The sequence below is a fragment of the Kitasatospora sp. A2-31 genome, assembly GCF_022288725.1.
GTDB lineage: Bacteria > Actinomycetota > Actinomycetes > Streptomycetales > Streptomycetaceae > Kitasatospora.
Map to the genome: position 1 here is coordinate 448,471 of NZ_JAKNTA010000002.1, position 24,000 is coordinate 472,470.

Sequence of the window (24,000 nt, forward strand, 5' to 3'; positions counted from 1 at the left end):
ACCCGGCACCGCGCTCGCGGCACATGCAGGTGTGCGTGACGGGGAAGGGACCACCCGTGACCGACAGCCCTGACCAGACCGGCCGGCGTGATCCCGAGCCGCGGCAGGACCTGGTTCGGCGCTCGACGCCGTTCCTGCCGGCCGGTAGTGAGATACGGCAGGCGTTCATCTGCCAGAGCGCGCCGAACTTCCTGTTCTTCGTCATCACCTATCTGACCGGCCTGACGATGTTCTGGAACACGTACCGGTGCGTGGTGGTCACCCGGGACGCCATCCACGTGCTGGACAGCGGCAAGCTGTCCGGCGGTGCCGGCCCGCGGCGTCTGGCGGCCACGATGCCACGCGCCACCCGGCTCGGTCCGGTCTCCGGTCGATGGGGGGAGCTGCACCTCGTCGGTGAGCGCCACTGGGTCCACAAGCGCTTCCACGACCAGATCGCCGCCGCGGACCGGGAGATCGGCTTCGGCCCCTAGGCCGGCGTCGCGGACGACGCCCAGGACCTCGCCCGGGGCTTCGAGGTCCTGACCCGACGTCATGCCCCACCGGGTCGGGGTCCCACCCGGGTTCGGCGGCCGGTGGGCACGCAAACGCCCGGGGTGCCCGTCGGCGGCGGAACGTCAGTGGCGCGGCTCGATCCGGAAGTCGAAGGCCGTGGTGCCCGGGTCGATCGCGGTGACCCCGCCGTCGACCGTGAGGACGGCACCGTTGACGTAGCTCGCCGCGGGGGAGAGCAGCCAGCCGATGGCCGCGGCGACCTCCTCCGGCTCGCCGGGGCGTGCGGCCGGGGCGAGCCGGGTGGCCTGCCGGTAGGCCTCGTCCACGCCGCCGGGCAGCTGCTCGGCGTCCGCGAAGCGCGTCATCCGGCGGTCGGCCATCTCGGTGCGCACCCAGCCCGGGCAGACGGTGTTGGCGCGCAGGCCGAGGTGGCCGTAGTCGACGGTGAGCGAGCGGCAGAGCTGGAGCAGCGCGGCCTTGGAGGTGGCGTAGGCGGCGCTCCCCGGGCCGTTGCGCAGCGCGGAGACCGAGGCCACCGCCACGACCGAGCCCCGCGAGCGCAGCAGGTGCGGCAGTGCGGCCCGCAGCATCAGGAACGGCCCGGTGAGGTTGGTGCGCATCACCAGCTCCCAGTCCTCCAGGGTGACGTCGCCCACCGCGCCGCCGCGCCCGACACCGGCGTTGAGGACCAGGCCGTCGAGCCGGCCGAACGCGGACAGGGCCGTCTCCACCAGCGCCTCGACGTCGGCCGGCTCGGTGGTGTCGGACACGTGCGCCACCGCGCCGGTCTCCTCGGCGATCCGCGCCAGCGGCTCGGCGCGGCGCCCGGAGACGACCACGTGGTGGCCCTCGGCCCGCAGCAGCCGGGCGGTCGCGGCACCGATGCCGGTACCGCCGCCGGTGACGATGACAACGCGCTGGTCGGACATGGGCTCCAGCCTCCGGGAGGGAATCGGTGTTCTGTGGACTGACCATCGGATCCTATGCTCACGACCCGTCAGGTCCGGCTGCCGTGCCGTTCGCCCCTCCGCTCGCCCTCCCGTCCGCCTGTCACCCCGCTGGGGTAGCGTCCTCCCCGACTGCCGAACCACCCCGGGGGACCGATGACCGACCAGCCCGTGCCGACCGACCAGCCCGTACCGACCGACCAGCCCGTACCGACCGACCTGCCCGTACCGGCCCACCTCTCCGGCGCCACCGCCGCCGAGGGCCCCCTCGCCACCGAAGGCCCGACCGCCGTGGAGGCCCCGACCGCCGCCGACGCGGTCGCGCTGCTGCGACGGGTGGCGGCGGCCTCCGGTGGTCTGGTGACCCTCGACCCCGGCATCGACGACGCGCGTCTCGACGCCTGGCCGGTCGTCGTGCCCGAGGAGATCCGGGTGCTGCTGCGGGCGGTCGGCGGGGTCCGGATGATCGTCTCCCGGTCGCCCGTGAACGGCCACGAGTCGATCGACCACGTGGACCTCGACCACGCCTACAACCACGGCCACCACGCCGGTGGCAGCACCGGGTGGTACCAGGACCACGCGGGCGGCCCGGGCACCCACTGGTTCGTCTTCACCGACCACGGCGACGGCCACGTCTACGTGGACGTCGACCGGGAGAGCGGCGCGTGGGGGCCGGTGTTCATGTTCTGGGACGCGGCCGACACCGTCCGCCTCGCTCCTTCCCTGCCGTCCTGGCTCCACCACCTGGCCCGCTGCCTGGAACGGGCCCTCGCCGAGACCCCGGCGGGCGACGTACGGGCCTTCCGCATGCGGCTGGCCGACCTCTGGCCCGACGGGGAGGAGCGGCCCGCGGATCTCGAGTCGATGACCGCGGCGGAGGCGCGGGCGGGCGGCGACCCGGTCCTGAAGGCGGCGGCGGCCGAACTGCCCGACGACGGTCGGCTCGTGGACCTCCGTACGGTGGCCGGCCCCGTCCGCGTCGACTTCGAGCTGTCCGCGGCGACGTGCCGCTACGGCCGCCACGCCCGCGGGGGCGTGCTCACGGCCACGCCCTGGGACGGCGAGTAGGTCCGCGGCGGCCGGCACCGGGGGCTCGACGCCGGGCGGCCCGAGCCTCGGCAATCGTCCAGGTGTTCCCAAATGTCCTCTGTCTGGCGGGAATTGGCGGCGGCACCCTAGGGTGGCCGCATGCAAGCCTCCGCTGTGGCACCCTTCGGCCTGATCGTCGTCATCGTCGTCGTCCTGGCCGTCGTCATCGTGGCCCGAGCGGTCCTCGCGGGACGCAAGCGACGGCGGAGGCGCCCGGACACTGCCGACGCGGTGCCGTCCCTCCTCCCGTCCGTGCCCTACCCCCAGGCCCGGACGTACGTCCAGCCGCAGGCCGACCGGGGTGCGGCCGCCGCGCCGGTCGCTCCGGCCGTGCCGGCGGCACCGGCCACGCCGTTCGCACCCTCGGCGCCCGCCCCCACGGTCGCGCACCAGCCGATGCACCAGGGCGAGCCGCGGACGATCGGTGGCTACCACCTGCTCGGCCGGATCGGCTCCGGTGGGATGGGTACGGTGTACCTGGCCCGGCGGGAGGGCGCGGCGACGCAGGTGGCGCTGAAGACCATCAACCCCGAACTGCTCGACAACACCGAGCTGTTGCGCCGGTTCGAGCGCGAGGCGGAGGTGCTGGGCATGGTCCCCGGCGCCTACACCGCCCGCGTCCTCGACGGCGGGGTGGACGGCGGACGGCCGTACCTGGTGATGGAACTGCTGGACGGCCGCCCCTTGGACGCCCACCTGCGCGAGCAGGGCCCGATCCGCTCCCCGGAGGCGCTGCGGGCCCTGGCGCTCGCGCTGGCCGTGGCCCTGTCCGGGGTGCACCGGCTCGGTCTGGTCCATCGTGACCTCAAGCCGGCCAACATCATGCTGACCACCGCCGGGCCGCGCCTGCTCGACTTCGGCATCGCCGCACTCGTGGACGGCACCAGGCTCACCGCGGCCGGCGGCGGCCCCGGCACGCTGACCTACATGGCGCCCGAGCAGTTCGGCGACGAGCGGGTCGGCACGGCCGCCGACGTCTGGGCCTGGGCCTGCTGCGTGGTCTGCGCCGCGCACGGCGCCAGCCCGTTCGCGGCGACCAGTACCGGCGCGGTGATCCGGCGGATCATCGACACCGGCCCGGAGCCCGCCGCACTCGCGGCCGTCGGGGATCTGGACCCCGCGCTGGCCGCCGTCGTGGCCCGGGCGCTCACCGCCGAGCCGTCCGACCGCCCCGCCGACGGCGCGGCCCTGCTGGAGCTGCTGACCGCCCACCCCGCCCCGGTCCCCGTGCAGGACCAGATCACCCAGGGCTGGCGCACCCTCGCGCTCTGAACCGCCACCGTGCGGCACCGCGCCTGGGCTAGCCTGGCCGACGTGATCACCGCCGACTCCCTGCTCGCCCGCCTGCACGCGCTCGCCGACCGGGTGCCGTTCGACCTCGCGCTGCGCCCGGGCGCAGCACCCGGGGAAGCCGGGGACCCGCCCCTGCCCGTGCCCGCCGCCGAGCGTGAACTGCTCGGCAGGTTGGGCGGATTCACCGTTCCGCCGGTCGAGTTCGTGCTGACCGGGCATCCGCGCCAGGGGAGCGGGCAGGGCCTGCCGGAACGGCGGTGGGTGGTGTCGGACGACGGAGGCGGCGGGCTCACCTGGGTCGACATCGCGGCCGACGGGGGATGGGGTCAGGTGCTCATGCAGTACCGGGAGGGCGGGCTGTACGTCCAGGCCGGTTCGCTGACCGAGTGGCTGGACCGACTGATCGGCACCGCTGAGGAGTTGGTGGAGGAGACCGGCTTCGACGAGGGCGTCCAGCCCTATGCCGACGACTTCTGGGACGCGCTGTACCCGGACGGCCTGGACCTGCCCCTGCACCGTGCAGCGGAGCTCCGCGCGGCCCACGCGGACCCCGTGGTCGCCGAGCTGGCCCGCCGGGTCCCGGACGCCGCACCGGTGGCCGACCTGCGCGTCGCCCCGCCGGGGAGCCGGGCCCGCTTCGACCGGGTGTGCGGCCCGTACCGCCTGGAACGTGCCGCCGGCGGGGCCGTGTTCGCCGCTGTGCCCCGGGAGGAGTGACCACGCGGGCGCGGCCGTGGGGGCGTGCGACAGCTCGACGCGCGCCCCGCGAAGCTCCCCAGTGCCCCGTCCTCCCCGCCCTGCCGGACCGTTTCTGCGTGGCGCTCGCGTGAACGGACTTTCCACGCGGGCACACTGACGCCAAGTCAACGGACCGAGCGGTCCTTGAACCGCATCACGGGCGAGGGGCAGGGGCATGGACGACGGACTGAAGGCGATCGTCGACGCGGTCCGCGAGGTGGAGAAGCTGGCGCGCGAGACGGTCATCACCCCGGCGCGCGGCGACCGCGGGAACGTGCTGCGCGAGAACGAGGCGACGGTCCTCGACGCGGCCGCGACGCTCGTGGAGGTCGCCCGGGAGTTCGTCGACCTCTACTACCCGTACCGGATGACCACCGCCGACGCCCGCGGCGCCGTCCACGACGTCCGGAAGGGGCTCGCCACCCTGACCGAACGGCTCCGTGCGGCAGGCGAACGGCCCGGTGCGACCGGGGCCTGAGAGCCGCGGGTGGTGCGGAGCCGACGGGGTGGGCAAGGGGTTGCGCGGCCGCCTCGTCAGGCCTTGGCCTCCTGCTGGATCCGCACCATGTTCCCCGAGGGGTCGCGGAACGCGCAGTCGCGCGGCCCCCAGGCCTGGTCGATCGGCTCCTGGAGGACCTCGGCGCCGGAGGCACGGACCCGCTCGAAGGTCGCGTCGACGTCGTCGGTGCTGAAGACGGTCATCGGCAGGACGCCCTTGACGAGCAGCTCCTGGAGGGCGTCGCCGTCGGCCCGGGAGCGGCCGGCATGCGGCTCGGAGAGCACGATGTCGAGGTCGGGCTGGTCCGGGCTGCCGAGGGTGACCCAGCGGTGCTCGCCGGAGGAGACGTCGTTGCGGACGTCGAGGCCGAGCGCGTCGCGGTAGAAGGCGAGCGAGCCGTCCAGGTCGTTGACGGTGATGTGGCAGTAGTGCAGTGCGATGGTCATGCCGCCCACGTTAGGTCGCGGCCCCGGGGCCCGCTTCTCGAATCCTGCTCGGATCGCCCGGCCTCTTGCCCACCGGGAGCGCCCCGCTCCCGACGGGGCGTCCTGCCCGTGTGCGCGCCGGTCGGGTACGCACCTTGGCCACGCAGGCGGGCATCGCCGCGACGGCCAGGTGCTCCCGGGCGCGGTAGGCGCTCGGTGGCTCGCCGACGAGCTCGGTGAAGCGCGAGCTGAACGATCCGAGGGAGGTGCAGCCGACCGCCATGCACGCGTCGGTCACGCTCGTGCCCGAGCGCAGCAGTGCCATCGCCCGCTCGATCCGGCGGGTCATGAGGTAGCCGTAGGGCGTCTCGCCGTAGGCCGCCCGGAACCGCCGCGAGAAGTGCGCCGGCGACATCAGCGCCCGGCGGGCCATCGTCGGCACGTCGAGCGGGCGTGCGAACTCCCGGTCGATCAAGTCCCGCGCGCGGCGCAGGTGCGCGAGGTCGGCGAGCTCCTCCGGGGTCATGGTTCGACGCTACCACCGGCCCCCGACACGGCCCCCACCTGCGGAAAGGGGCCGCACGCGGGGGCGGTGGGGAGCGGGGCGGTCACGCGCAGTGCAGGACGACCCGGGCGCAGTGGGCGTCGATCCGGGCGCCGCGCCGGCGCAGGCGGGCCTCCTGGCTCCCGGCGCGGACGGCGGCGGTCGCGATGGCCGTCGGGACGGTGGCGGCCCGGACGGCGAAGGTCTGGCTGCCGGTGGTCCCGTCGGTGGTCCTGGTCGGCATGGTGACCAGCCAGAGCGGCAGCACGGGTGCGTAGACGCCGTGGCCGGCGGCGGTACAGACGGGGTCGGCGGGCGGTGCGTCCGGCATGGGCGCGCCGGCGGCCGCGAAGACGGCGGCCGGTGAGGCGGTGGCCGGGGCGGGCGCGGCGGCCGACGATACGGCGGCGGGGGCCGGGTGCGCGTCGGTACGCGCGTAGCAGGGGTCGAGTGCCATGGAGGCGGCTCCTGGTGCAACGGATCGGCCGGCCCGGTGGGGGGACCGGGCCGTGCGGCCGGGCTGCCGGGGCCGCGGTCGCAGGCGCGCCAGTGGGGACGGCGGGCCTGCCCGGGCGCGGGCAGAGGCCTTGCTGGGTTCGGCCGTCGGAGGCGATCGGAGGGTCGCTCGTGCCGCTGCGGGCCGTCCGGCCCGTGGGTGGCGGGCCTGCTCCGGTGAGCCCCGGGCCGTTGGCCGGGGGCGACCGAAGTCTCTGCAGGGCACGATAACCCGATCCGACGGCCTGAGCCCGCAAGCCGCCACGGCGCGGACCATTCCGTGACCGCGTGCAGCAGGCACCTCACCGGGCGCGTTCGGCGGCGGCGCGGCGGCCGCCCCGGACGTCGGCCCGCAACCGCGCCGGAAGCTGCGAGGCTCCCGCCCGGGAGAACCGGGCAGGGGGGCCTCGCGCGGGCCGTGGCTCGGCGGCGGACGCTGCGCTCGCAGTCGCGGCAGCGCTCGGTCTGCGCCTCGACCGCATGGGCGGGGCGTCCGCCTTGCCGGCCTCGCGGTGGAGGCGCCCGTGGCGCAGCGCGGCGGCTGCTGGCGCGCCGCGCCCGCGTTCGGACCCCCCGCCCGCCCCGTCGACAGCGGACCATCTGCGCACGTCGTCGGCGCGGACCTCTACGATGTCCGCCATGAACCCTGGGGGGCCGCAGCCGCGGCTGATCGACGGCCGCTTCGAACTGCTGGAACGCCTCGGCGGCGGCGGCATGGGCCTGGTCTGGCGCGCCCGCGACAACGCCCTGTACCGCGAGGTCGCGCTGAAGGAGGTGCGGCCGCCGGACCCGGCGATGGCCGCCGCCGACCCGGACGGCGCCAACGAGCTCCGCGAACGCGTGCTGCGCGAGGCCCGCGCGCTCGCCCGGCTCCAGCACCCGAACGTCGCCGTCATCCACCACATCGTCGACACGCCCGAGCACCCGCACCCCTGGCTGGTCATGGAACTGGTCAGCGGCGGCAGCCTCGCCGACCGGATCGCCCGCGGCCCGCTCACCGTCCCCGAGGCGGCCCGGATCGGCCGGGGCGTCCTGGCCGCGCTGCGCGCCGCCCACGCCGCCGGCATCCAGCACCGCGACGTCAAGCCGGGCAACGTCCTGCTCCGGCCCGACGGCACCCCGGTCCTCACCGACTTCGGCATCGCCGCCATGCAGGACGCCACCGCCCTCACCGCGACCGGCGCGCTGATCGGCTCGCCCGAGTACATCGCCCCCGAGCGCATCCGCGGCGAGGAGGGCAACCCGTCCTCCGACCTGTGGTCGCTCGGCATGATGCTGTACGTGGCCGTCGAGGGCCACCACCCGCTGCGCCGCGCCACCACCCTGGCGACCCTGGCGGCCGTCCTGGACGAGCCGCTGCCGCCGCCCAGCCGTTCGGGCGGGCTCGGCCCGGTCCTGGCCGCCGTCCTGGCCCGAGACCCCAAGCTGCGCCCGGACGCCGACCAGCTCGACCGGGCGCTCGCCGCCGCCGAGCAGGGTGCGGCCCCGGGCACCCCGGCAGGCCAGGCCGGCCCGGCCTGGGCGCCGACCTTCCTGGACACCCCGCGCCCGGGCGGCGCCGTGTCCGCCGCGCCCGGCGTCTTCGGCCCCCCGCCCGGCGACGTGCCCGCCCACGCTGCGCCGCCCGGCGGCGTGCCGTCCGGGTCGTGGCCGGCGCAGGGCCCGGCCGACCCGACCGGCTCGACGTACCCGAGCGGCTCGACGTACCCGACCGGGCCGGTGCCCCCGACCGGCTCGACGTACCCGATCGGCTCGGTCGGCCCCGTCGACGCGATGGGCCCCACCCGCGCCACCGATCCCGCGGCCGCACCCGGGCCGGCGAAGCGCGGGCGCACCGTCGCCGCGGTAGCCCTCGGGGTCGCCACCGTGGCGGTGGCGGGCGTCCTCGTCTGGTCGCTGAATCCGGACGGCGCCAAGGGCAAGGACGCCAAGGCCGCCGGCGGCCCGGCCGCTTCGAGCTCCGCAGCGGGCGCGGGCGGGACCACCACGCCGGGCGGGTCGGCCGACACCGCCGCCCCCTCGGCCGGTCCCGCCACCCCGGCTCCGGCCAAGTCGTCCTCGGGCGGCTCGGGAGGCGGCGCCACCACCCCGGCCCCGGCGGACCTCCTCACCCCCGACGGTGTCCGTGCGGTGGTCGCCGCGGTGACCGCCGCGGCCGGCAAGTCGACCGTCAAGGACCTCACCGTCTACCCGGGCTACGCGATGGCCGAGGTGCCGACCGCGGACCCGCGCGCCTACGAGTGGTACGACTACCGGGACGGCAAGGCCACCCGCCGCACCCCGGGCGGCCCGATGCTCTCGAGCAAGACCGCCGACCTCACGCAGTACGACTGGAGCGTCATCCCCGCGCTGCTGAAGAAGGCCGAGGAGACCCTCAACGTCCCCAGCCCGACCAGCAGGTATCTGATCATCGGGCCGGACATCTCCGACGGGACTCCGACCATCCGCGTCTACCTCTCCAGCGCCAACAGCATCTCCGGCTACCTCTCGGCCGACGTCACCGGCAAGGTCAAGCGGACGTACCCCGCCCAGTGAGGCCGGGCCCGGTCCGTGGATCAGGCCCGGTCCCGCGGCTCGACTCCGGCCGCGCAGTGCTGGTCGGGGGGTGGTCCGGGGCGGCGGCCGCCAGCACCGTGCAGAGGGCGTCGAGCGCGGGCGGGTAGCCGCGGTCGGACGGCGCGGCGAAGCCGACCAGCAGGCCCTGCGGACGACCCGCCGGCTCGTGGTGGAGCTCGGTGAGCCCGCGCAGGGCGAGGCCCCGGTCGGTGCAGGCGGCCAGCAGCACCTCCTCACCGGGTCCGTCGGACGGGAGCGTGACCAGGGTGTGCAGGCCGGCCGGGACGCCGTGGGCGGTGTGGCCGGGCAGGGCGGCGACCCGCTCGAGGAGGAGTTCGCGGCGCCGCCGGTAGCGCAGGCGGGCGGCGCGGACGTGGCGGTCGTAGGCATGGGTGGTGATCAGCTCGGCGAGGACGAGCTGGCCCAGCGTCTCGGTGTACAGATCGGCCTGCCGCTTGGCCTCGACCACCGCGCCCACCAGCCGGGGCGGGAGCACCAGCCAGGCCAGTCGCAGGGCCGGGCCGAGGGTCTTCGAGGCGGTTCCGCAGTGGACCACCCGGTCGGGGGCGATGCCCTGGACGGCTCCGACGGGCCGGCGGTCGTAGCGGAACTCCCCGTCGTAGTCGTCCTCGACGATCAGGCCGCCGGTGGCGCGCGCCCACGCGCAGACGGCCTGACGGCGGCGCGCGCCGAGCGGCACACCCGTCGGGTACTGGTGGGCGGGGGTGAGGACCGCGGCGTCCGTCTCCCGGGTGAGTGCGTCCGTGCGTGCGCCGTCGGCGTCGACCGGCAGGGGGAGGACGGTGAGACCGGTGCGCCGGACGACGTCCCGGTAGGAGTTGTGCCCCGGGTCCTCCATGGCCACGGTGCGGGCGCCGGCGGCGGCCAGGACGGAGCCGAGCAGGCCGAGGCCCTGGTAGTAGCCGGAGGTGATCACGATGCGGTCCGGGGCGGTGATCACACCGCGGGTGCGGCCCAGATAGTCGGCCAGGGCCGTGCGCAGCTCGATCCGGCCCTGGGGGTCGCCGGCCGCGAGGATGTCGGGGCGGGCGCGGGGGAGGACCCGTCGGGTGGCGGCGAGCCAGGCCCGGGTGGGGAAGGCGCTGACGTCCGGGTGCCCGGGGCGGAGGTCGTGCCGTGGCCCCGCCGGTGCGGGGGAGGGGCGGCCGGCCGCCTCGGGCGGCTGCGGCAGTGCGGCCACCCTGGTGGCCGCGCCGGGCCGGGTGACCAGGTGGCCCTCCTCGGCCAGCTGGTCGTAGGCGGCGGTCACGGTGCCCCGGGAGAGCCCGAGCTCCCGGGCCAGTCCGCGGGTGGAGGGCAGGGGCGCGCCGGGGGCGAGGCGCCCCTGTCGGATGGCCGTCCGCAGGGCCGACTCCAGCCCGGCGCGCCGCCCCTTCGCCGCGTCGAGGGCGAGAAGCAGGTCGAGACGGGAGCTGGACCAGGAATTCGGCATGGAACTGGATCTTATGCCTGGTCCGGCCGCCTTCTAGGGTCGCTTCGAGGACGGACGGGTCCGAGCACGAGCCGCTCCGAGCACGAGCCGCTCCGAGCACGAGCTGCTCCGGGCACGGGTGGATCCGAGCGCCGACCGGTACGAGCCGGACCGAGACGAAGGGACTTCCGCGGTGATCGTCATCGCCCATCTCAGCGACATCCACATCGACGGCGGGCAGCGCAGTGCGGACCGCGCCCGGGCGGTGATGGACCACCTCGAAGCCCTCCCCTACGACTTGGACGCCGTCCTGGTCACCGGGGACATCGCCGATCACGGCCTCCCCGCCGAGTACGAGCGGGCGCGTGCGGTGCTGACCTCCCGCCACCCGGTTCTGGTCTGCCCCGGCAACCACGACGAGCGCGCCGCCTTCCGCCGGCACCTGCTCGGCGAGCACGAGTCCGGGGAAGCGGGGGCGCCGATCAACCGGGTGCACCGCGGGGACGGCTTCGTCCTCGCCCTGTGCGACTCCTCCGTGCCCGGCAGGGACGAGGGGTTCCTCGCGGACGAGACGCTGGCCTGGCTGGAGGGGACCCTGGACGACACCCCCGGCGACGTGCCCGTGCTGGTCGCCTTCCACCACCCGCCGGCCCTGCTGCACCAGCCGTTCATCGACGGCCTCCGGCAGTTCGGCGCGGAGCGACTCGCGGCGCTCGCGGACCGGCACCCCCGCATCACGGCCTTCCTGTGCGGGCACGCCCACACTCCGGCGGCGACCACCTTCGCCGGTCGGCCGCTGCTGGTGGCACCGGGCGTGGTCTCCACCCTCCGGCTGCCCTGGGAGCACCGCGCCCACCCCGAGGACCACGTCCACCTCGACCAGCCGCCCGCGCTCGCCTTCCACGTCCTCGACGACGAGGGCCGGCTGACCACCCACTACCGCTGTGCCGTCACGGACGGCCCGGCCCGGGGCTGACGGCCCGCCGGCTCACCGGGCGACACCCGTGCCGCGAGCCCGGTGTCCGAGGGCGGTTCGCCCCCGGACACCGGGCCGGGCGCTCACACGCCGGCCGGCACCCGGACCACGCCGGCCTCGCCGAGCCGGTTGTGCCGCTCCTCCCAGGACCCCAGCGCGCTCCGGCAGGCGTGGTCGAGGTGGCGCAGCCCGGTCAGGTCGAGGTGGACGATCCGGTCGGTCGGCAGCCGCTCCAGCGCGTCCAGGAGCCGGGGCAGCCGCAGGAAGGTGGCGTTGCCGGCCAGGGTGACCACGACCGTCCCGTCGGCGCGCTCGTCGACGCCGACGTGCAGGTGCGAGGTGTCCCATGCGCTCTTCAGTACCGACAGCAGCAGACCGAGCAGCACCCCTTCGAAGAGGTTGGTCGCCACGACGGCGAGCGCCGTGACCATGAGGATCAGCGCCTCCCCGCGGTGGGCCCGCCAGAGTGGCACGAGGGCCTTGACCGGCACCAGCTTGGCGCCCGCGTGCACCAGGACGCCGGCCAGCGCGGCGAGCGGTATGACCGAGAGCGCGGCGGGGAGGAGCGCGGCGAACAGCAGCAGCCAGAGTCCGTGCAGCACGCGCGAGGCCTTGGTCCGCGCCCCGGCCTGGACGTTGGCCGCGCTGCGGACGATGACGGCGGTCATCGGCAGCGCGCCGAGGACGCCGCAGACGGTGTTGCCGACGCCCTGGGCGACCAGTTCCCTGTTGTAGTGCGTGCGGGGGCCGTCGTGCAGCCGGTCCACCGCCGCGGCGCTGAACAGGCTCTCGGCGGAGGCGATCAGGGCGAAGGCGACGATCGTCCCGAGGACGCCCAGGCTGCCGAGCGCCGCGAGTTCGGAGCCGCCCGGGAGGCTGATCACCCCGGCCAGGCCGGCGACCTGGACCTTGGCCACGGAGAGGTCGCACAGGGCGGTGACCGCGGTCGCCGCGGCGACCGCGGCCAGCGGCGCGGGCACCGGCCGGACGCGTGCCGGCAGCCGGGGCCAGAGCACCAGGACGGCGACGGTGCCGGTGCCGATCGCGGCGGCGGTGAGCCCCTGCGGCGAGGCCGCGGTGTCCAGGAGCAGGCGCGGCAGGCCGGCGAGCTTGCCCGGGCCGTCCTTGGGTGCCTTGGCGTCGGCCATCGCGTAGAGCTGGCCGGCTATCAGGACGAGACCGATCCCGGCCAGCATGCCCTGGACGACCGAGACGGAGATGGCGCGGAACAGGCGGCCCAGCCGCAGTGCGCCCATCGCGATCTGGATCAGCCCGGCGGCGGCGGTGATGACGCCGAGGGCGGCCAGGCCGTGTTCCTGGACGGCGGCGAACACCAGGACGGTCAGCCCGGCGGCCGGCCCGGAGACCTGGAGGCTGCTGCCCGGCATCAGGCCGGTGAGCAGTCCGCCCACGATGCCGGTGACCAGGCCGAGTTCGGCCGGGACGCCGGAGGCGACGGCGACGCCGACGCAGAGCGGCAGCGCGACCAGGAAGACGACGAGGGAGGCGGCGAGGTCGGTCCGCAGGGCGGAGAGCCCGGGCGGGCGGGAGCTGCCGGGCGGGCCGGGCGAGCGGTCGGCGGTGAGCCGGAGGGCAGGACGGTGAAGCATCGGGTCCTCGGTCGGGTGACGGAGCTGGCGGACGGTCGGGTGGCGGAGCCGGCGGGCGGCCGACGGGCCCGCCCGGGGCGGAGCAGGAACACCCCGCTCCGAGCGGCAGGAGGGTGCCCGCTCAGAGCGGGAGGAAGAGGCCGGCGTCGGCCCGGTGCGCCAGCACCAGCCCCGTGTGGATCTCGTAGAACCAGCCGTGGAGCCTGACCCGGCCGTCGATCAGCCGCCGGGCGATGCCGGGGTAGCCGCGCAGCCGTTCCAGCTGCGCCAGTACGTGCCGCTGCACCGGCCCGGCGACGGTCGGGTCGAAGACGTCGGCCTCGTCGGTGCGGAGCTCGCCGGGGTCCGCGTGGCGCAGCCAGGCGCGGACGGCGGGTGCGGTGCTGAGGTCGTCCCCGCGGACGACGGCCCCGACGGCCCCGCAGTGCGAGTGGCCGCAGACGACGATGTCGCGCACCCCGAGGACGTCGACGGCGTACTCGATCGTGGCGGTCTCGCCGGAGGCGGCGTCCGCGTGGTACGCCGGGACGATGTTGCCGGCGGTGCGCAGTTCGAAGAGATCGCCGGGGTCGGCCCCGGTGATCAGGCTGGGCACCACCCGGGAGTCCGAGCAGGTGATGAAGAGCGCCTGCGGCGACTGGCCGGCGGCGAGGCCGGTGAGCTCGCGTCCGGCGAGGCCGGCGCGCTGCGGGAAGGCGCGGGCGCGGTCGATCAACGGTTCCATGAGGGCGTGCCTCCTTCTGCCCCCTCGCCGTGGTTCGGCCGGGGCGGGCGGTCGGGTTGGGCAGGGGACCGTCAGAACAGGCCGTCGGTCCGGGGGCGTCGGCCGCGGCGGCCGGGCACGGCGGATCCGCGCGCCGCCTGACCGTCGGTAACCCCCCGGTGACCTGATGCTGCGTCAAGAGTCAGTAAAACACGGGTATCGGGCGGGCAAAAGCCGAGCCTGGGAGGAATCTGTGCCGGTCCGGTTAACATCCTGTTGCCGCATCGTGCTGGTGTGTTGCAGCGGGATGGGTGTTCGAGGGGGCGGGGCGCCCCGCTGCGTCCAGGCTGCCGGCGAAGCGGCCGACGGCGGCGGCTCGCGAAGGACGTTCCCGCGCCGGCTGCCGCCGATGGGGTTGGCCCCGCGGGGCGACCTCGACCGCGCCCTGCCGCCTGAGGAGCTGGACCCGGGGTCCGCCTGCAGTGGTCCCCGGGCGTCGGCCGGGCCCGTTCATCCGGCGGGCGCCGGAGGGGCAGGTCGCCAGGAACCGGGTGCATGCCGACGTGCGGGTGTCGGGGCGGAAAGGGGCCTGGTCGCGCTCGGGGGTTCGCGGCCAGGCCACCTGCTCCCAGCATGCGGTCGGGCGGCCGGCCGGTCCACCGGATCGCGCCCGTCGGGGGACGCGGCGGCCCCGGGCGGGCGAAACGGGATCGCCACCCGGGGCCGGGGTCGTCGTGTCGTTGTGTCGCCGGGTGCGGGGCGGACCGGATCAGGCCTTCAGGAGGCGACCCGAGACGGCCAGCGTGACGCGGCGCGGGCTCAGGCTGCTGGCGATCGTCGAGATCCGGTTGCCGAGGCCCGCGACGACGCTTGGCGGGGTCTTGCCGCGCTCCAGGGCCCGCCGGGTGGCCGTGACGACCTGCTCGGCGGTGGCCATCCGGCCCACGGCGGCGTTCATGCTGCCCGCGACGTCGAAGAACTCGGTCCGGGTCGCTCCGGGCGAGACGGCGAGGACGCGCAGCGCCGAGGCGCGGGTCTCGTAGGCGACCGCCTCGGTGAAGCTGAGCACGAACGCCTTGCTCGCCCCGTAGACCGCCATCGCGGGGGTCGGCTGGTAGGCGGCGGCACTCGCCACGGTGACCAGGGCGCCCCGGCCGTCGGCCGCCATCTCGGGGAGGAAGGCGCGGGTCAGCTCGGCGACGGCCGTGATGTTGAGCTGGATCATCTGGTTGATCTGCGCCGGGTCCTGCTCGGCGAACGGGCCGTAGCTGCCGAAACCGGCGTTGTTGATCAGCGTGTGGACGGTGATCCCGCGGGCGTCGAGCTCCGCCCGCAGGCCGGTGCTCGCACCGGGCAGGGCGAGGTCGGCGGCCACGGCGGTGGCGCGGACGCCGTGGCGCTTCTCCAGCAGCTCGGCCAGCTCCTCCAGCCGGTCGAGCCGCCGGGCGACCAGCACCACGTCGGCGCCCCGCTCGGCCCACTGGTGGGCGAACTCGACGCCGAGACCGGCGCTGGCACCGGTGATCAGGGCCACAGTGCCCCGGTAGGTCATAGGCATGATCGGCTGCTCCACTTCCACGAGACTGGTTCCACGGGACTGTCCACGGGCGTACTCCGGGCGGGTCGCTGAGGGCGGTCTGCCCGGAACGGGTCCGGTGCGGGCTGCCCGCCATCAATGTAGGCAGTGTCATCATTGTAGTCAACGACAACATTGGAAGAAGGGAGACCGCCTTGGCCGAGGGGTCCTACCACCACGGCAATCTCCGGACCGCCCTGCTGGAACGCGCGGAGGCCGTCCTCGCCGAGTCGGGCGCCGACGGACTGTCCCTGCGGAGCCTGGCCCGCGACCTGGGCGTGAGCCACGCCGCCCCGTCGCGCCACTTCCGGGACCGCCAGGCCCTGCTGGACGCGCTCGCCGTCAGCGGCTTCGCCACCCTCAACGCAGCCATGCGCGCTGCCGCCGAGGCCCCCGGCCTCCCCGTCACGGCCCGCCTGGCCGCACTCGGCCGCGCCTACCTGGGCTTCGCCGTCCAGCACGCGGCCCTGCTCGACCTGATGTTCACCGCCAAGCACGCCGAGGACTCCAGTACCGAGGTCCGCGAACTCGGCCACGACTGCCTGGAGATCGTCGCCCGGCTGATCGCGGAGGCGCAGCAGGCCGGAGCCGTCCGCGAAGGAGACCCGGTCCGCCTGGCCCTGGTCGCCTTCTCCGCCACCCACGGCCTCGCCATGCTGGCCGTCGGCTCGCTCCTCGACGACACCCCGCTCGCCGACGCCACCGACCTCACCCTCGACGTCCTCCTGGCCGGGCTGCGCCCCGACCGCGCCGCCACGCCCTGACCGCGGGCCGCGCCGGCCGGTCCTGAGTGCCCGTCACCGCCGCGCCGCCCGCACGCCCGCGCCCACTACGATCGGGCCGGGAGGTGCAGGGGCGATGGCCAGGCGGGACTACGAGAACGACCCCGACGCGCCGAAGGCGAACAGCCTGGTGCCGGCGGCGAGCGTGGTCGTGGTCGACGACGCCGGGCGGGTGCTGCTCCAGCGCCGCAGCGACAACGGGATGTGGGCGCTTCCCGGCGGGGTCATGGAGCTCGGCGAGTCGATCGCCGGCTGCGGCGTCCGGGAGACTCGCGAGGAGACCGGCATCGACATCGAGATCACCGGGATCGTCGGGACCTACACCGACCCCGGCCACGTCCTCGCCTACGACGACGGCGAGGTCCGGCAGGAGTTCTCGATCTGTCTCCTCGGCCGCCCGGTGAGCGGCTCGCTCCAGGTCTCCGCCGAGTCCCACGAGGTCGCCTGGGCGACTCCCGAGCAGGCCGACCGCCTGCCGATGCTGCCCAGCATCCGCAAGCGCCTCACCGACTGGCGCTCCGGCACGACGCCGGTGGTCCGCTGACGCCCCGAGGCGTCCGGACGCGCGTCCGTGCGGCCGCCCGTGCCGTTCGACCTGGAGCTCGACACGGGCGCTCGAAGGGGCTCGCGGCGCGTCGTCACCCACCGCCGCGGGCGGTTCGCGCCGGACGGAGCCCCCTGGGGCGCGGGGTTGCCTACGGGGGGAGTGCGGGTCGAGGCTGGAGGGGTGGGACGGCCCGGGCGGCCCCGGTCGGGCGGGCCGGGCAGCAGACCTGACGGGAGTCGTCGCCGGTGAGCGGGCGGCAGCAGCGACCGGGTGGCCACCGGGCCGTGGCACACACCGCGGACCTGCGCCTCGAGGCGTGGTCGCCGACGGCCGAGGGGTGCATCCGGGAGGTGGTGCGCGCCGCGGTCGAGGCCTTCGCCGACACCTCCGCGGCCCGGGCGACCGGCGAGTACGCCTGCACGGTCACGGCGGAGACCGACGAGGACCTGCTGGTGTCCGTCCTGGAGGAGGTCGTCTACCGGATGGACGTGGCCGGGGAGATCCCGCTCGACGCGGAGCCGGGACCGATCCGGGACGCCGGCGGCCGCCGGTCGCTGGCGGTCCGGTTCCGGATGGCGGACGCCGGCACCGTCGAACCGGTCGGCGCGGTGCCCAAGGCCGTGTCGCTGCACGGCCTCCACCTGCGCGCGGGCCCCGGCGGGTGGACCTGCCGGGTGACGCTCGACGTCTGAACCCCGCCGAACGGGACCCGACAAGCCGGCCCGCGACGAGCCGGCCCCCGCCGAACGGGCCACGAGGAGCCGGCCCCCGCCGAACGGGCCACGAGGAGCCGGCCCCCGCCGAACGGGCCACGACGAAACGACCGGAAGCAAGGACCGGAAGCAAGGACCGGGAGGATGGCACTCACCCTGGCACTGGCCGGCGACACGATGCTCGGACGTTCCGTCGCCGCCGAGCTGCGCCGCTCGCCGACGCCGCAGACCCTGCTGGCCCCCGAGGTGCGGGAGGCCCTGGCCCGGGCCGACCTCGTCCTGCTCAACCTGGAGTGCTGCCTCTCCGCCCGCGGCGCACGATGGCCGAGCCCGTTCAAGGCGTTCTTCTTCCGCGCCCCGCCGGCGGCTGCGGAGGTCCTGGCCGGCCTCGGCGTGGACTGCGTGACCCTCGCCAACAACCACGCCCTGGACTACGGCTACGACGCGCTCGCCGACACCCGCGCCCTGCTGGAACAGGCAGGCGTGCAGGCGGTCGGCGCGGGCCGGGACGCGACGGCGGCCCGGGAGCCCGCCGTACTGGAGTCCGGCGGGGCACGACTCGCGGTGGTCGCCGCCACGGACCACCCGAAGGACTACGCGGCCGCCGCGGACCGCCCCGGCGTGGCGTTCGCCGACCTCCGACGGCACGTGCCGGACTGGCTCACCGACCGCGTCGCCGGCGCCGCCCGGGAGGCCGACGCCGTGCTGGTCACCGTCCACTGGGGCCCGAACATGACCACCCGGCCGCCGGCCCACGTCCGCCGGGCGGCCCCGGAGCTGCTGGCCGCGGGGGCGACCCTGATCGCCGGTCACTCCGCCCACGTCTTCCACGGGGTCGCCGACCGCGTCCTCTACGACCTCGGCGACTTCGTCGACGACTACGCCGTGGACCCGGTGCTGCGCAACGACCTCGGCCTGCTGTTCCTGGTGACCCTGGACGGTCCGGACCCCGCGCACCTCGCACCGGTCGGGGTGGAGGCGGTGCCGCTGTTCCTGGACTTCTGCCACACCCGGCTCGCCCGCGGCGGGGAGCGGGAGTGGATCCGCGAGCGGTTCACCGCCGCCTGCGCCGAGTTCGGCACGGAGGTGGGCGAGCGGGCCGGGCGGCTCGCGGTCGACTGGAGCTGACGGAGAGGTGAGGACGATGGAGATCGCGCTGGTCCAGGAGAGCCCCTACCGCTTCCGCATCGAGCGGCGGGAGCCGATGCGCGTGCCGGGCGTGGTGTTCGCGTCCCGGGAGCTGCTGCCGCAGGCCGCGGGGGACAGGGCGCTGGAGCAGGTGGCCGACGTGGCGACGCTTCCCGGCATCGTCCGTGCCTCCTTCGCCATGCCGGACGTCCACTGGGGCTACGGCTTCCCGATCGGCGGCGTGGCTGCCACGGACGCCGACGACGGCGGGGTCGTCTCACCCGGCGGCGTGGGCTTCGACATCTCCTGCGGCGTACGGCTGCTCGCGGCCGGCATCGACCGCGGGGAGCTCGCCCGCGACCGGCTGCGGCGCCTGATGGACGTCCTCGACCGCACCATCCCGCGCGGCATGGGCGGCGGCGGACTGTGGAAGCTGACGGGCACCGACGAACTGGACGACCTGCTGGTCGGCGGCGCCCGTTACGCCGTCGAGCACGGCCACGGCGTGCCGCGCGATCTGGACCGCTGCGAGGACCGCGGCGTCCTGGTGGGAGCCGCCCCGGGACAGGTCAGCAGCCGGGCCGTGGAGCGCGGCCTCCACCAGGTCGGCAGCCTGGGCAGCGGCAACCACTTCCTTTGAGGTGCAGGCCGTCGACCACGTCCACGACCCCGTCACGGCGGCCGCGTTCGGGCTGCACACCGGCCAGGTCTGCGTCATGATCCACTGCGGCTCGCGCGGCCTCGGCCACCAGGTCTGCACCGACCACGTCCGCGCCATGGACCGGGCCCTGCACCGCTACCGGATCTCCGTCCCCGACCGCCAGCTCGCCTGCACGCCCGTGGACTCCCCGGCCGGGCGGGACTACCTCGGCGCGATGGCCGCCGCCGCCAACTACGGCCGGGCGAACCGGCAGCTGCTCTCCGAGGCCGCCCGCCGGGCATTCGCCGACGCCGCCGGAGCGGGTCTGTCGCTCGTCTACGACATCTCCCACAACATGGCGAAGATCGAGACCCACGAGATCGACGGGGAGCCCCGCCGTCTCTGCGTCCACCGCAAGGGCGCCACCCGGGCCCTGCCACCGGGCGACCCGGAGCTGCCGCCCGACCTCACCGCGGCCGGCCAGCCGGTGCTGGTCCCCGGCACGATGGGGACCGTCTCGTACGTGATGGTCGGCCTGCCGGGCAACGGGGCGTTCCACTCCGCGTGCCACGGCGCCGGCCGGGTCTGGAGCCGCCACCACGCACTGAAGGTGGTCCGCGGCGAACGGTTGCGCGACGACCTGGAGGCGCACGGCATCGCCGTCCGCCCCTCGTCCTGGCGGGGTCTGGCCGAGGAGGCGCCCGAGGCCTACAAGGATGTCGAGGCGGTCGCCGTCGCCACCGAGGGCGCCGGTCTCGCCCGGCCGGTCGCCCGGCTGGTGCCGCTGGGGGTGGTCAAGGGGTGAGCGGGTGACCGCCGGGTCGGCGGCCCGTCCGGCTCCCTCCGGTCCGGCCCGTCCGGCTCCTCCGGTCCTGGTGCGGATCCGCCGGCGGCCGGGTGGCGGCGGATCCGCACCTGCCCGTCCGGCCCCGGCGGCGGGCCGGAACCCGCCGCCGCTGCCCCGGCCGCCGTCGGCCCGGATGACCCCCACGCCTCCGCGCAACGGCGCCCGGAAGCCCGCCGCGTGGTCGGCGGGACGGCGCACGACCCCGGCCTGCGGCAGGAATTCGCCGCGCCCGCGCCCGCGCCCGCCCCCGCCCACCGCTGCCGTCAGCCGGCGACGGACAGCTCGTAGTAGCGCCCGACCTCCGTGAACCCGAGCGACGTGTAGAGCGCGACCGCCGAGCCGTTGTCCGCCCTGACGTTGAGCGCGACCTCGTCGACCGTGTCCAGGAGCCGCCGGCAGAGCTCCGCGACCACGGCCTTGCCGATGCCCCGCCCCCGGACCCGCGGGTGCGTCGTGATGTTGCCCAGGGCGGCGATCCGCTGCACGGGCGACCACACGTGCACGCCCGCGACCGCCACCAGCTCCCCCTTGTCCCGGACGCCGACGTACTGGCCGGTGTCGAGCATGCGCGGGTCGAACCAGTTGCCCGGATAGGCCGTTTCGTACAGGGCCAGCAGCTCGGGCAGGTCGGCGCGGGTCAGCAGCTCGCCGCGCGCGTCCTGACGCAGCAGCCGCGCCCGGTCGGTGAGCGCCATCTTGAGGTGCAGCCCGTGCGACTCGGCGCCGAGCCCGGCGACCAGCAGGTCCTCCGCCCCCTCGGTGATGTGCGCGTAGAGACGTCGGGGCAGCAGACCGGTCAGGCCGCCGAGCAATTCCCGCAGCGCGCCCACGTTGTCGGGCCGTTCGAAGGCGAGCAGCGTCGGCGGGCCGCTCGCGCCGTGGTAGACCAGAGCGATGCTGTCACCCAGGCGGTACCAGCCCGTCCAGGGCCAGAAGAAGTCGTCGAGGTCGCCCAACTCGTAGGCGTGCAGCGCCGGATCGCGGCGTAGCAGGTCGGCGAGCTCGGTGCGGTCGTGAACGGCGGTGGGTATCACCCGGTTGATCATAGTGCGGCCCGTCCGCCCGCCCGCGGCCCGCCGACGCGGCCGGGGAGGTCCCTGGTGGCTGGGTAGTGTGGCGGGTGCCGGTGCGGCTGGCGTGCCGGGAGCGCGAGGGGTGGTGGGGGAGCCGTGGGCGGGCGCGGACCCCGGGTGGCGAGGAGCAGGGCGACGGGAGCCGGGCGGTCGGACGGCGGGCGTTCGGACGAGGAGCTGTCGCTGTACGAGCTGGCCTACCTGGTGGGCGGCGGGTACCGGGTCGCCGAGACCGCCCTGCTGCGGATGATCCGCACCCACCGGCTGGAGATGAACCGGGAGGGGATGCTGCGGGTCATCCGCCCCCGCCCCCACGACGACGTGGAGGCCGTCCTGCTGGCGGCGATCGGCCCGTCCGGCACCGCGTGGCTCGGCGCCCCGCGGGCCGCGCTCGGTCCGAGCGCCCCGGCCCGGGAGCTGGAGGCGCGGCTGCGCCGCCGGGGGCTGCTAGGAGCTGTTGAAGGTTCGGATCTCGCAGTAACCCGGTTCCGGGCTGGTGTCTCTGGTAGAACTCGGGGTCGTGGCGCGTTTTGACGTGACGGATGCCGAGTGGGCCTTGATCGAACCGCATGTGCCGGTGGCGGCCACCGGGCCGCTGCCCCGGCGGGTCCGGGAGCAGTTCAACGGGGTGTTGTGGCGGTTCCGTACCGGCAGCGGCTGGCGGGACGTCCCCGAGCGCTACGGAGCCTGGAGCACCGTGTACGCCCGCTTCCGGAGCTGGGTGGCCAGCGGGTTCTTCCAACTCCTGATGGACGAGTTGATCGCGGAGGCCGCCTCGCGCGGGGTGGTCGGGCTCACGCTGGTCAGCGTGGACTCCACGATCGTGCGGGCCCACCACGAGTCGTCCGGGCTGGCGGTCGCCGGGGAGACCCTGGACGCGCTCGAGCAGGCCCTGACCGAGGAAAAGGGGGTTCCACTGCCGCGGCAGAAGGCCGTGCTGAGGGTGACGAGGCAGCGGGACCGGACGACACGTCCGACCCTGACCAGGTTCGTTCCCAGGCGCGCCGTCGGCGCAGGGCCCGGGCCGCGAAAGCCGAACTCGGCCGGTCCCGGGGCGGGCTGAGCAGCAAGATCCATGCCGCTGTCGACTCTGCGGGCCTGCCACTGGCGTTCGTGCTGACCCCGGGCCAGGCGGCCGACTGCCGGCAGTTCCAGACCGTGCTCGACAAGATCCGGGTGCGCGGCCCGGTCGGCCGGCCCCGCACCCGCCCCGATGCGGTGACCGCCGACAAGGCATACTCCTCGAAGGCCAACCGCGCCTACCTGCGCAGACGCGGGATCACCGCGGTGATCCCGGAGAAGGCGGACCAGGCGGCCAACCGGAAACGGAAGGGCTCCGCGGGCGGCCGGCCGGTCACCTTCGATCCCGACCGCTATAAGCGGCGCAACCACGTCGAACGGTGCTTCCAGAAGATCAAGACATGGCGCGGCCTGGCCACTCGATACGACAAGAGCCCGGAGAGCTACACGGCAGGCCTACACCTCCGCGGATCGATCATGTGGTTGAAGTCCCTGACCTCAACCACATGATCCGAACCTTGAACAGCTCCTAGTCGGGGGTACCGGCGCGACGGATGCGGCGGCTGCCCGTCGGAAGGACGCCCTGCTCGTGGGGCTGGCCGCCCCGGTGCTGCTCGCCGTCGTGATCGTCGTCGGGCAGGCAGCCGCGGCCGTCCCGGGCGTGGACCCGGGCCTGGGGATGGTCCTCGGCGGGCTGGCGGCCATCGCGGTGTCCGCCCCGGCTCTCCGGGCCCACGGGCGCCGGCAGGCCGAGCGCGGGCAGTACGACCGGCACCAGCGGCCCGCCGACCGGGTCCGGTCCCTGCTCGACGCCCTGGAGTCCGGGGCGACCGTCCCGCCGGGCTGGCGGGTGGCCGACGACGTCGTGGCCGCGGACGGGCTGACGCCCTGGGGCGCCGTGGCCGTCGGCGGCATCGAGGTGTTGGGGAAGGACCGGCTCACCGCCGCGTTCCACGGCCGCTCGGCGCTGCGGAGCCAGCCGCCCCGGCGCCGAGCGGGTTCCTCCGGCGCCTGCGCCAGTAGGCGGCGGTGACGGCGGCCAGCAGCGGACCCCAGAGCAGCAACGGCGCGTAGCACACCACCAGGACGACGGTGCGCCAGTCGTGCGTGGCCAGGGGGATGCCTGCGTCGTCCAGCGGCTGCCCCGTGAGCGTGAGCCCGTTGGCCAGCATCACCGCGCTGTAGAGCGGTACGACCGTCAGTATCGCGGCCCCGAGGCCGGCCGGTCCGACGGCGGCCACCAGCGGCACCCGGCGCCCCCGCAGGCCGGGGATCCACCGGGGGAACACCTCGCCCCACGGGGCGACCAGGCCGACGGCGGCGAACGCCAGCACCTCGGAGACCACCGACAGCAGCACCACGTACAGCTCGATCGGCAGCCAGCCGAGGTTCCCGGACTCCTGCGCCCCGCCGCCGTCCAGCGGGGCGTGGAAGGTGCACGTCGCGATCCGCCAGATGCTGGACGGCAGGACGGTGAAGGGGACGGCGAAGGCGGCGGTCCGCGCCCACCGGGGCACCCCGGGCACGACGGCGTGGGCGGCGGTCCAGGCGGCGCGCAGCCGCCGGGGCGGGCGTGCGGGCGGTAGCGGCAGGTCGGCGGCGACGGTCATGGTGGCTCTCCGGCGGTGATGGTGAGGGCCGGGCGGGTGTCGGCCCGGCCCGCCACCGAAGATCGCATTCGCAGACCCGTGCCCACCTCGTCCAGTGGACCGAACCACCTCCCCCGCGCGAGGGGCCTCACCCGGAGCCGGCCTCCCGCTCCTGGCGGATCCCCGTCCCCGTTCCCGACGAACCACCCGTGGTACGTGCCGTGCGTCGAACGTGCGCCGCGCTCCCTGAGCGGGCTCGGCGCGGTCCGAGCCCTCGCGAGCC

Annotated in this window: 25 protein-coding genes and 1 pseudogene; 16 read left to right on the plus strand and 10 right to left on the minus strand. The window is 75.5% G+C overall.

What is annotated here, in order from left to right:
* The first annotated feature begins 56 nt into the window (after window positions 1-56).
* Entirely contained in the window at window positions 57-473 is a 417-nt protein-coding gene (locus tag MCM47_RS06770) for a hypothetical protein (RefSeq protein WP_238859468.1), read from the plus strand.
* A 144-nt stretch (window positions 474-617) separates the two neighbouring features.
* Here the strand turns inward: MCM47_RS06770 and MCM47_RS06775 are convergent, their stop codons facing one another.
* Window positions 618-1,424, minus strand: a complete 807-nt coding sequence (locus tag MCM47_RS06775) for an SDR family NAD(P)-dependent oxidoreductase (RefSeq protein ID WP_238859469.1) — start codon at window positions 1,422-1,424, stop codon at window positions 618-620.
* A 174-nt stretch (window positions 1,425-1,598) separates the two neighbouring features.
* Between MCM47_RS06775 and MCM47_RS06780 the strand changes: the two genes are divergently transcribed.
* From MCM47_RS06780 to MCM47_RS06795, 4 genes are all read left to right on the plus strand, one after another.
* On the plus strand, window positions 1,599-2,510 hold the full coding sequence (locus MCM47_RS06780; RefSeq protein WP_238859470.1) for an SMI1/KNR4 family protein: 912 nt from the start codon (window positions 1,599-1,601) through the stop codon (window positions 2,508-2,510).
* Between the two features lie 120 nt (window positions 2,511-2,630).
* Complete coding sequence (locus MCM47_RS06785; RefSeq protein ID WP_238859472.1) at window positions 2,631-3,803, plus strand: serine/threonine-protein kinase; 1,173 nt, start codon at window positions 2,631-2,633, stop codon at window positions 3,801-3,803.
* Window positions 3,804-3,845: 42 nt separating this feature from the next.
* On the plus strand, window positions 3,846-4,541 hold the full coding sequence (locus MCM47_RS06790; RefSeq protein ID WP_238859474.1) for an SMI1/KNR4 family protein: 696 nt from the start codon (window positions 3,846-3,848) through the stop codon (window positions 4,539-4,541).
* A 196-nt stretch (window positions 4,542-4,737) separates the two neighbouring features.
* The gene (locus tag MCM47_RS06795; protein ID WP_238859476.1) at window positions 4,738-5,040 is read left to right on the plus strand and encodes a hypothetical protein; all 303 of its coding nucleotides are present in this window, start codon (window positions 4,738-4,740) and stop codon (window positions 5,038-5,040) included.
* A gap of 56 nt (window positions 5,041-5,096) precedes the next feature.
* On the opposite strand, the gene MCM47_RS06800 is transcribed toward MCM47_RS06795, so the two are convergent.
* The 3 genes from MCM47_RS06800 to MCM47_RS06810 form a co-directional block, all read right to left on the minus strand.
* On the minus strand, window positions 5,097-5,507 hold the full coding sequence (locus MCM47_RS06800) for a VOC family protein (RefSeq protein WP_238859479.1): 411 nt from the start codon (window positions 5,505-5,507) through the stop codon (window positions 5,097-5,099).
* Window positions 5,508-5,517: 10 nt separating this feature from the next.
* Entirely contained in the window at window positions 5,518-6,012 is a 495-nt protein-coding gene (locus tag MCM47_RS06805; protein ID WP_238859481.1) for a helix-turn-helix transcriptional regulator, read from the minus strand.
* A gap of 82 nt (window positions 6,013-6,094) precedes the next feature.
* Complete coding sequence (locus MCM47_RS06810; RefSeq protein WP_238859483.1) at window positions 6,095-6,487, minus strand: hypothetical protein; 393 nt, start codon at window positions 6,485-6,487, stop codon at window positions 6,095-6,097.
* A 677-nt stretch (window positions 6,488-7,164) separates the two neighbouring features.
* Between MCM47_RS06810 and MCM47_RS06815 the strand changes: the two genes are divergently transcribed.
* Window positions 7,165-9,060: a serine/threonine-protein kinase gene (locus tag MCM47_RS06815; RefSeq protein ID WP_238859484.1), complete on the plus strand. Its 1,896-nt coding sequence runs from the start codon at window positions 7,165-7,167 to the stop codon at window positions 9,058-9,060.
* On the opposite strand, the gene MCM47_RS06820 is transcribed toward MCM47_RS06815, so the two are convergent.
* Window positions 9,035-10,534, minus strand: coding sequence for a PLP-dependent aminotransferase family protein (locus MCM47_RS06820; RefSeq protein ID WP_238859485.1), 1,500 nt, complete (start codon window positions 10,532-10,534; stop codon window positions 9,035-9,037). The genes MCM47_RS06815 and MCM47_RS06820 overlap by 26 nt on opposite strands.
* Before the next feature lie 172 nt (window positions 10,535-10,706).
* On the opposite strand from MCM47_RS06820, the gene MCM47_RS06825 reads away from it, so the two are divergent.
* On the plus strand, window positions 10,707-11,489 hold the full coding sequence (locus MCM47_RS06825) for a metallophosphoesterase (RefSeq protein ID WP_238859486.1): 783 nt from the start codon (window positions 10,707-10,709) through the stop codon (window positions 11,487-11,489).
* Between the two features lie 83 nt (window positions 11,490-11,572).
* On the opposite strand, the gene MCM47_RS06830 is transcribed toward MCM47_RS06825, so the two are convergent.
* The 3 genes from MCM47_RS06830 to MCM47_RS06840 all read right to left on the minus strand — a co-directional run bounded on the left by MCM47_RS06830 (window position 11,573) and on the right by MCM47_RS06840 (window position 15,360).
* Window positions 11,573-13,099 carry a SulP family inorganic anion transporter gene (locus tag MCM47_RS06830; RefSeq protein ID WP_238859487.1) on the minus strand — a complete coding sequence of 509 codons (1,527 nt, stop codon included), beginning with the start codon at window positions 13,097-13,099 and terminating at the stop codon, window positions 11,573-11,575.
* Between the two features lie 121 nt (window positions 13,100-13,220).
* On the minus strand, window positions 13,221-13,823 hold the full coding sequence (locus tag MCM47_RS06835; protein WP_238859488.1) for a carbonic anhydrase: 603 nt from the start codon (window positions 13,821-13,823) through the stop codon (window positions 13,221-13,223).
* Between the two features lie 748 nt (window positions 13,824-14,571).
* On the minus strand, window positions 14,572-15,360 hold the full coding sequence (locus MCM47_RS06840) for an SDR family oxidoreductase (protein ID WP_238859489.1): 789 nt from the start codon (window positions 15,358-15,360) through the stop codon (window positions 14,572-14,574).
* A gap of 173 nt (window positions 15,361-15,533) precedes the next feature.
* Between MCM47_RS06840 and MCM47_RS06845 the strand changes: the two genes are divergently transcribed.
* From MCM47_RS06845 to MCM47_RS42510, 6 genes are all read left to right on the plus strand, one after another.
* On the plus strand, window positions 15,534-16,142 hold the full coding sequence (locus tag MCM47_RS06845; protein WP_238859490.1) for a TetR/AcrR family transcriptional regulator: 609 nt from the start codon (window positions 15,534-15,536) through the stop codon (window positions 16,140-16,142).
* Window positions 16,143-16,236: 94 nt separating this feature from the next.
* Window positions 16,237-16,704: an NUDIX hydrolase gene (locus MCM47_RS06850; protein WP_238859492.1), complete on the plus strand. Its 468-nt coding sequence runs from the start codon at window positions 16,237-16,239 to the stop codon at window positions 16,702-16,704.
* A 287-nt stretch (window positions 16,705-16,991) separates the two neighbouring features.
* Window positions 16,992-17,399: an archease gene (locus MCM47_RS06855; protein WP_238859494.1), complete on the plus strand. Its 408-nt coding sequence runs from the start codon at window positions 16,992-16,994 to the stop codon at window positions 17,397-17,399.
* A gap of 165 nt (window positions 17,400-17,564) precedes the next feature.
* Window positions 17,565-18,548, plus strand: a complete 984-nt coding sequence (locus MCM47_RS06860) for a CapA family protein (RefSeq protein WP_238859496.1) — start codon at window positions 17,565-17,567, stop codon at window positions 18,546-18,548.
* A gap of 16 nt (window positions 18,549-18,564) precedes the next feature.
* A complete protein-coding gene (locus MCM47_RS42505; RefSeq protein ID WP_305067944.1) occupies window positions 18,565-19,188 on the plus strand; it encodes an RtcB family protein in 624 nt (207 codons plus the stop codon).
* A 1-nt stretch (window position 19,189) separates the two neighbouring features.
* Entirely contained in the window at window positions 19,190-19,993 is an 804-nt protein-coding gene (locus MCM47_RS42510; protein ID WP_308222293.1) for an RtcB family protein, read from the plus strand.
* Between the two features lie 305 nt (window positions 19,994-20,298).
* Here the strand turns inward: MCM47_RS42510 and MCM47_RS06870 are convergent, their stop codons facing one another.
* Complete coding sequence (locus tag MCM47_RS06870) at window positions 20,299-21,069, minus strand: GNAT family N-acetyltransferase (protein ID WP_238859498.1); 771 nt, start codon at window positions 21,067-21,069, stop codon at window positions 20,299-20,301.
* Window positions 21,070-21,225: 156 nt separating this feature from the next.
* On the opposite strand from MCM47_RS06870, the gene MCM47_RS06875 reads away from it, so the two are divergent.
* From MCM47_RS06875 to MCM47_RS06885, 3 genes and pseudogenes are all read left to right on the plus strand, one after another.
* Window positions 21,226-21,642, plus strand: coding sequence for a TIGR04222 domain-containing membrane protein (locus tag MCM47_RS06875; protein ID WP_238859500.1), 417 nt, complete (start codon window positions 21,226-21,228; stop codon window positions 21,640-21,642).
* Window positions 21,629-22,638, plus strand: a pseudogene (locus tag MCM47_RS06880) (IS5 family transposase). The gene MCM47_RS06875 and the pseudogene MCM47_RS06880 overlap by 14 nt, the downstream one beginning before the upstream one ends.
* Before the next feature lie 79 nt (window positions 22,639-22,717).
* Complete coding sequence (locus MCM47_RS06885) at window positions 22,718-23,161, plus strand: hypothetical protein (protein ID WP_238859502.1); 444 nt, start codon at window positions 22,718-22,720, stop codon at window positions 23,159-23,161.
* Here the strand turns inward: MCM47_RS06885 and MCM47_RS06890 are convergent.
* Window positions 23,067-23,738: a hypothetical protein gene (locus MCM47_RS06890; protein WP_238859503.1), complete on the minus strand. Its 672-nt coding sequence runs from the start codon at window positions 23,736-23,738 to the stop codon at window positions 23,067-23,069. The genes MCM47_RS06885 and MCM47_RS06890 overlap by 95 nt on opposite strands.
* Window positions 23,739-24,000 lie beyond the last annotated feature (262 nt).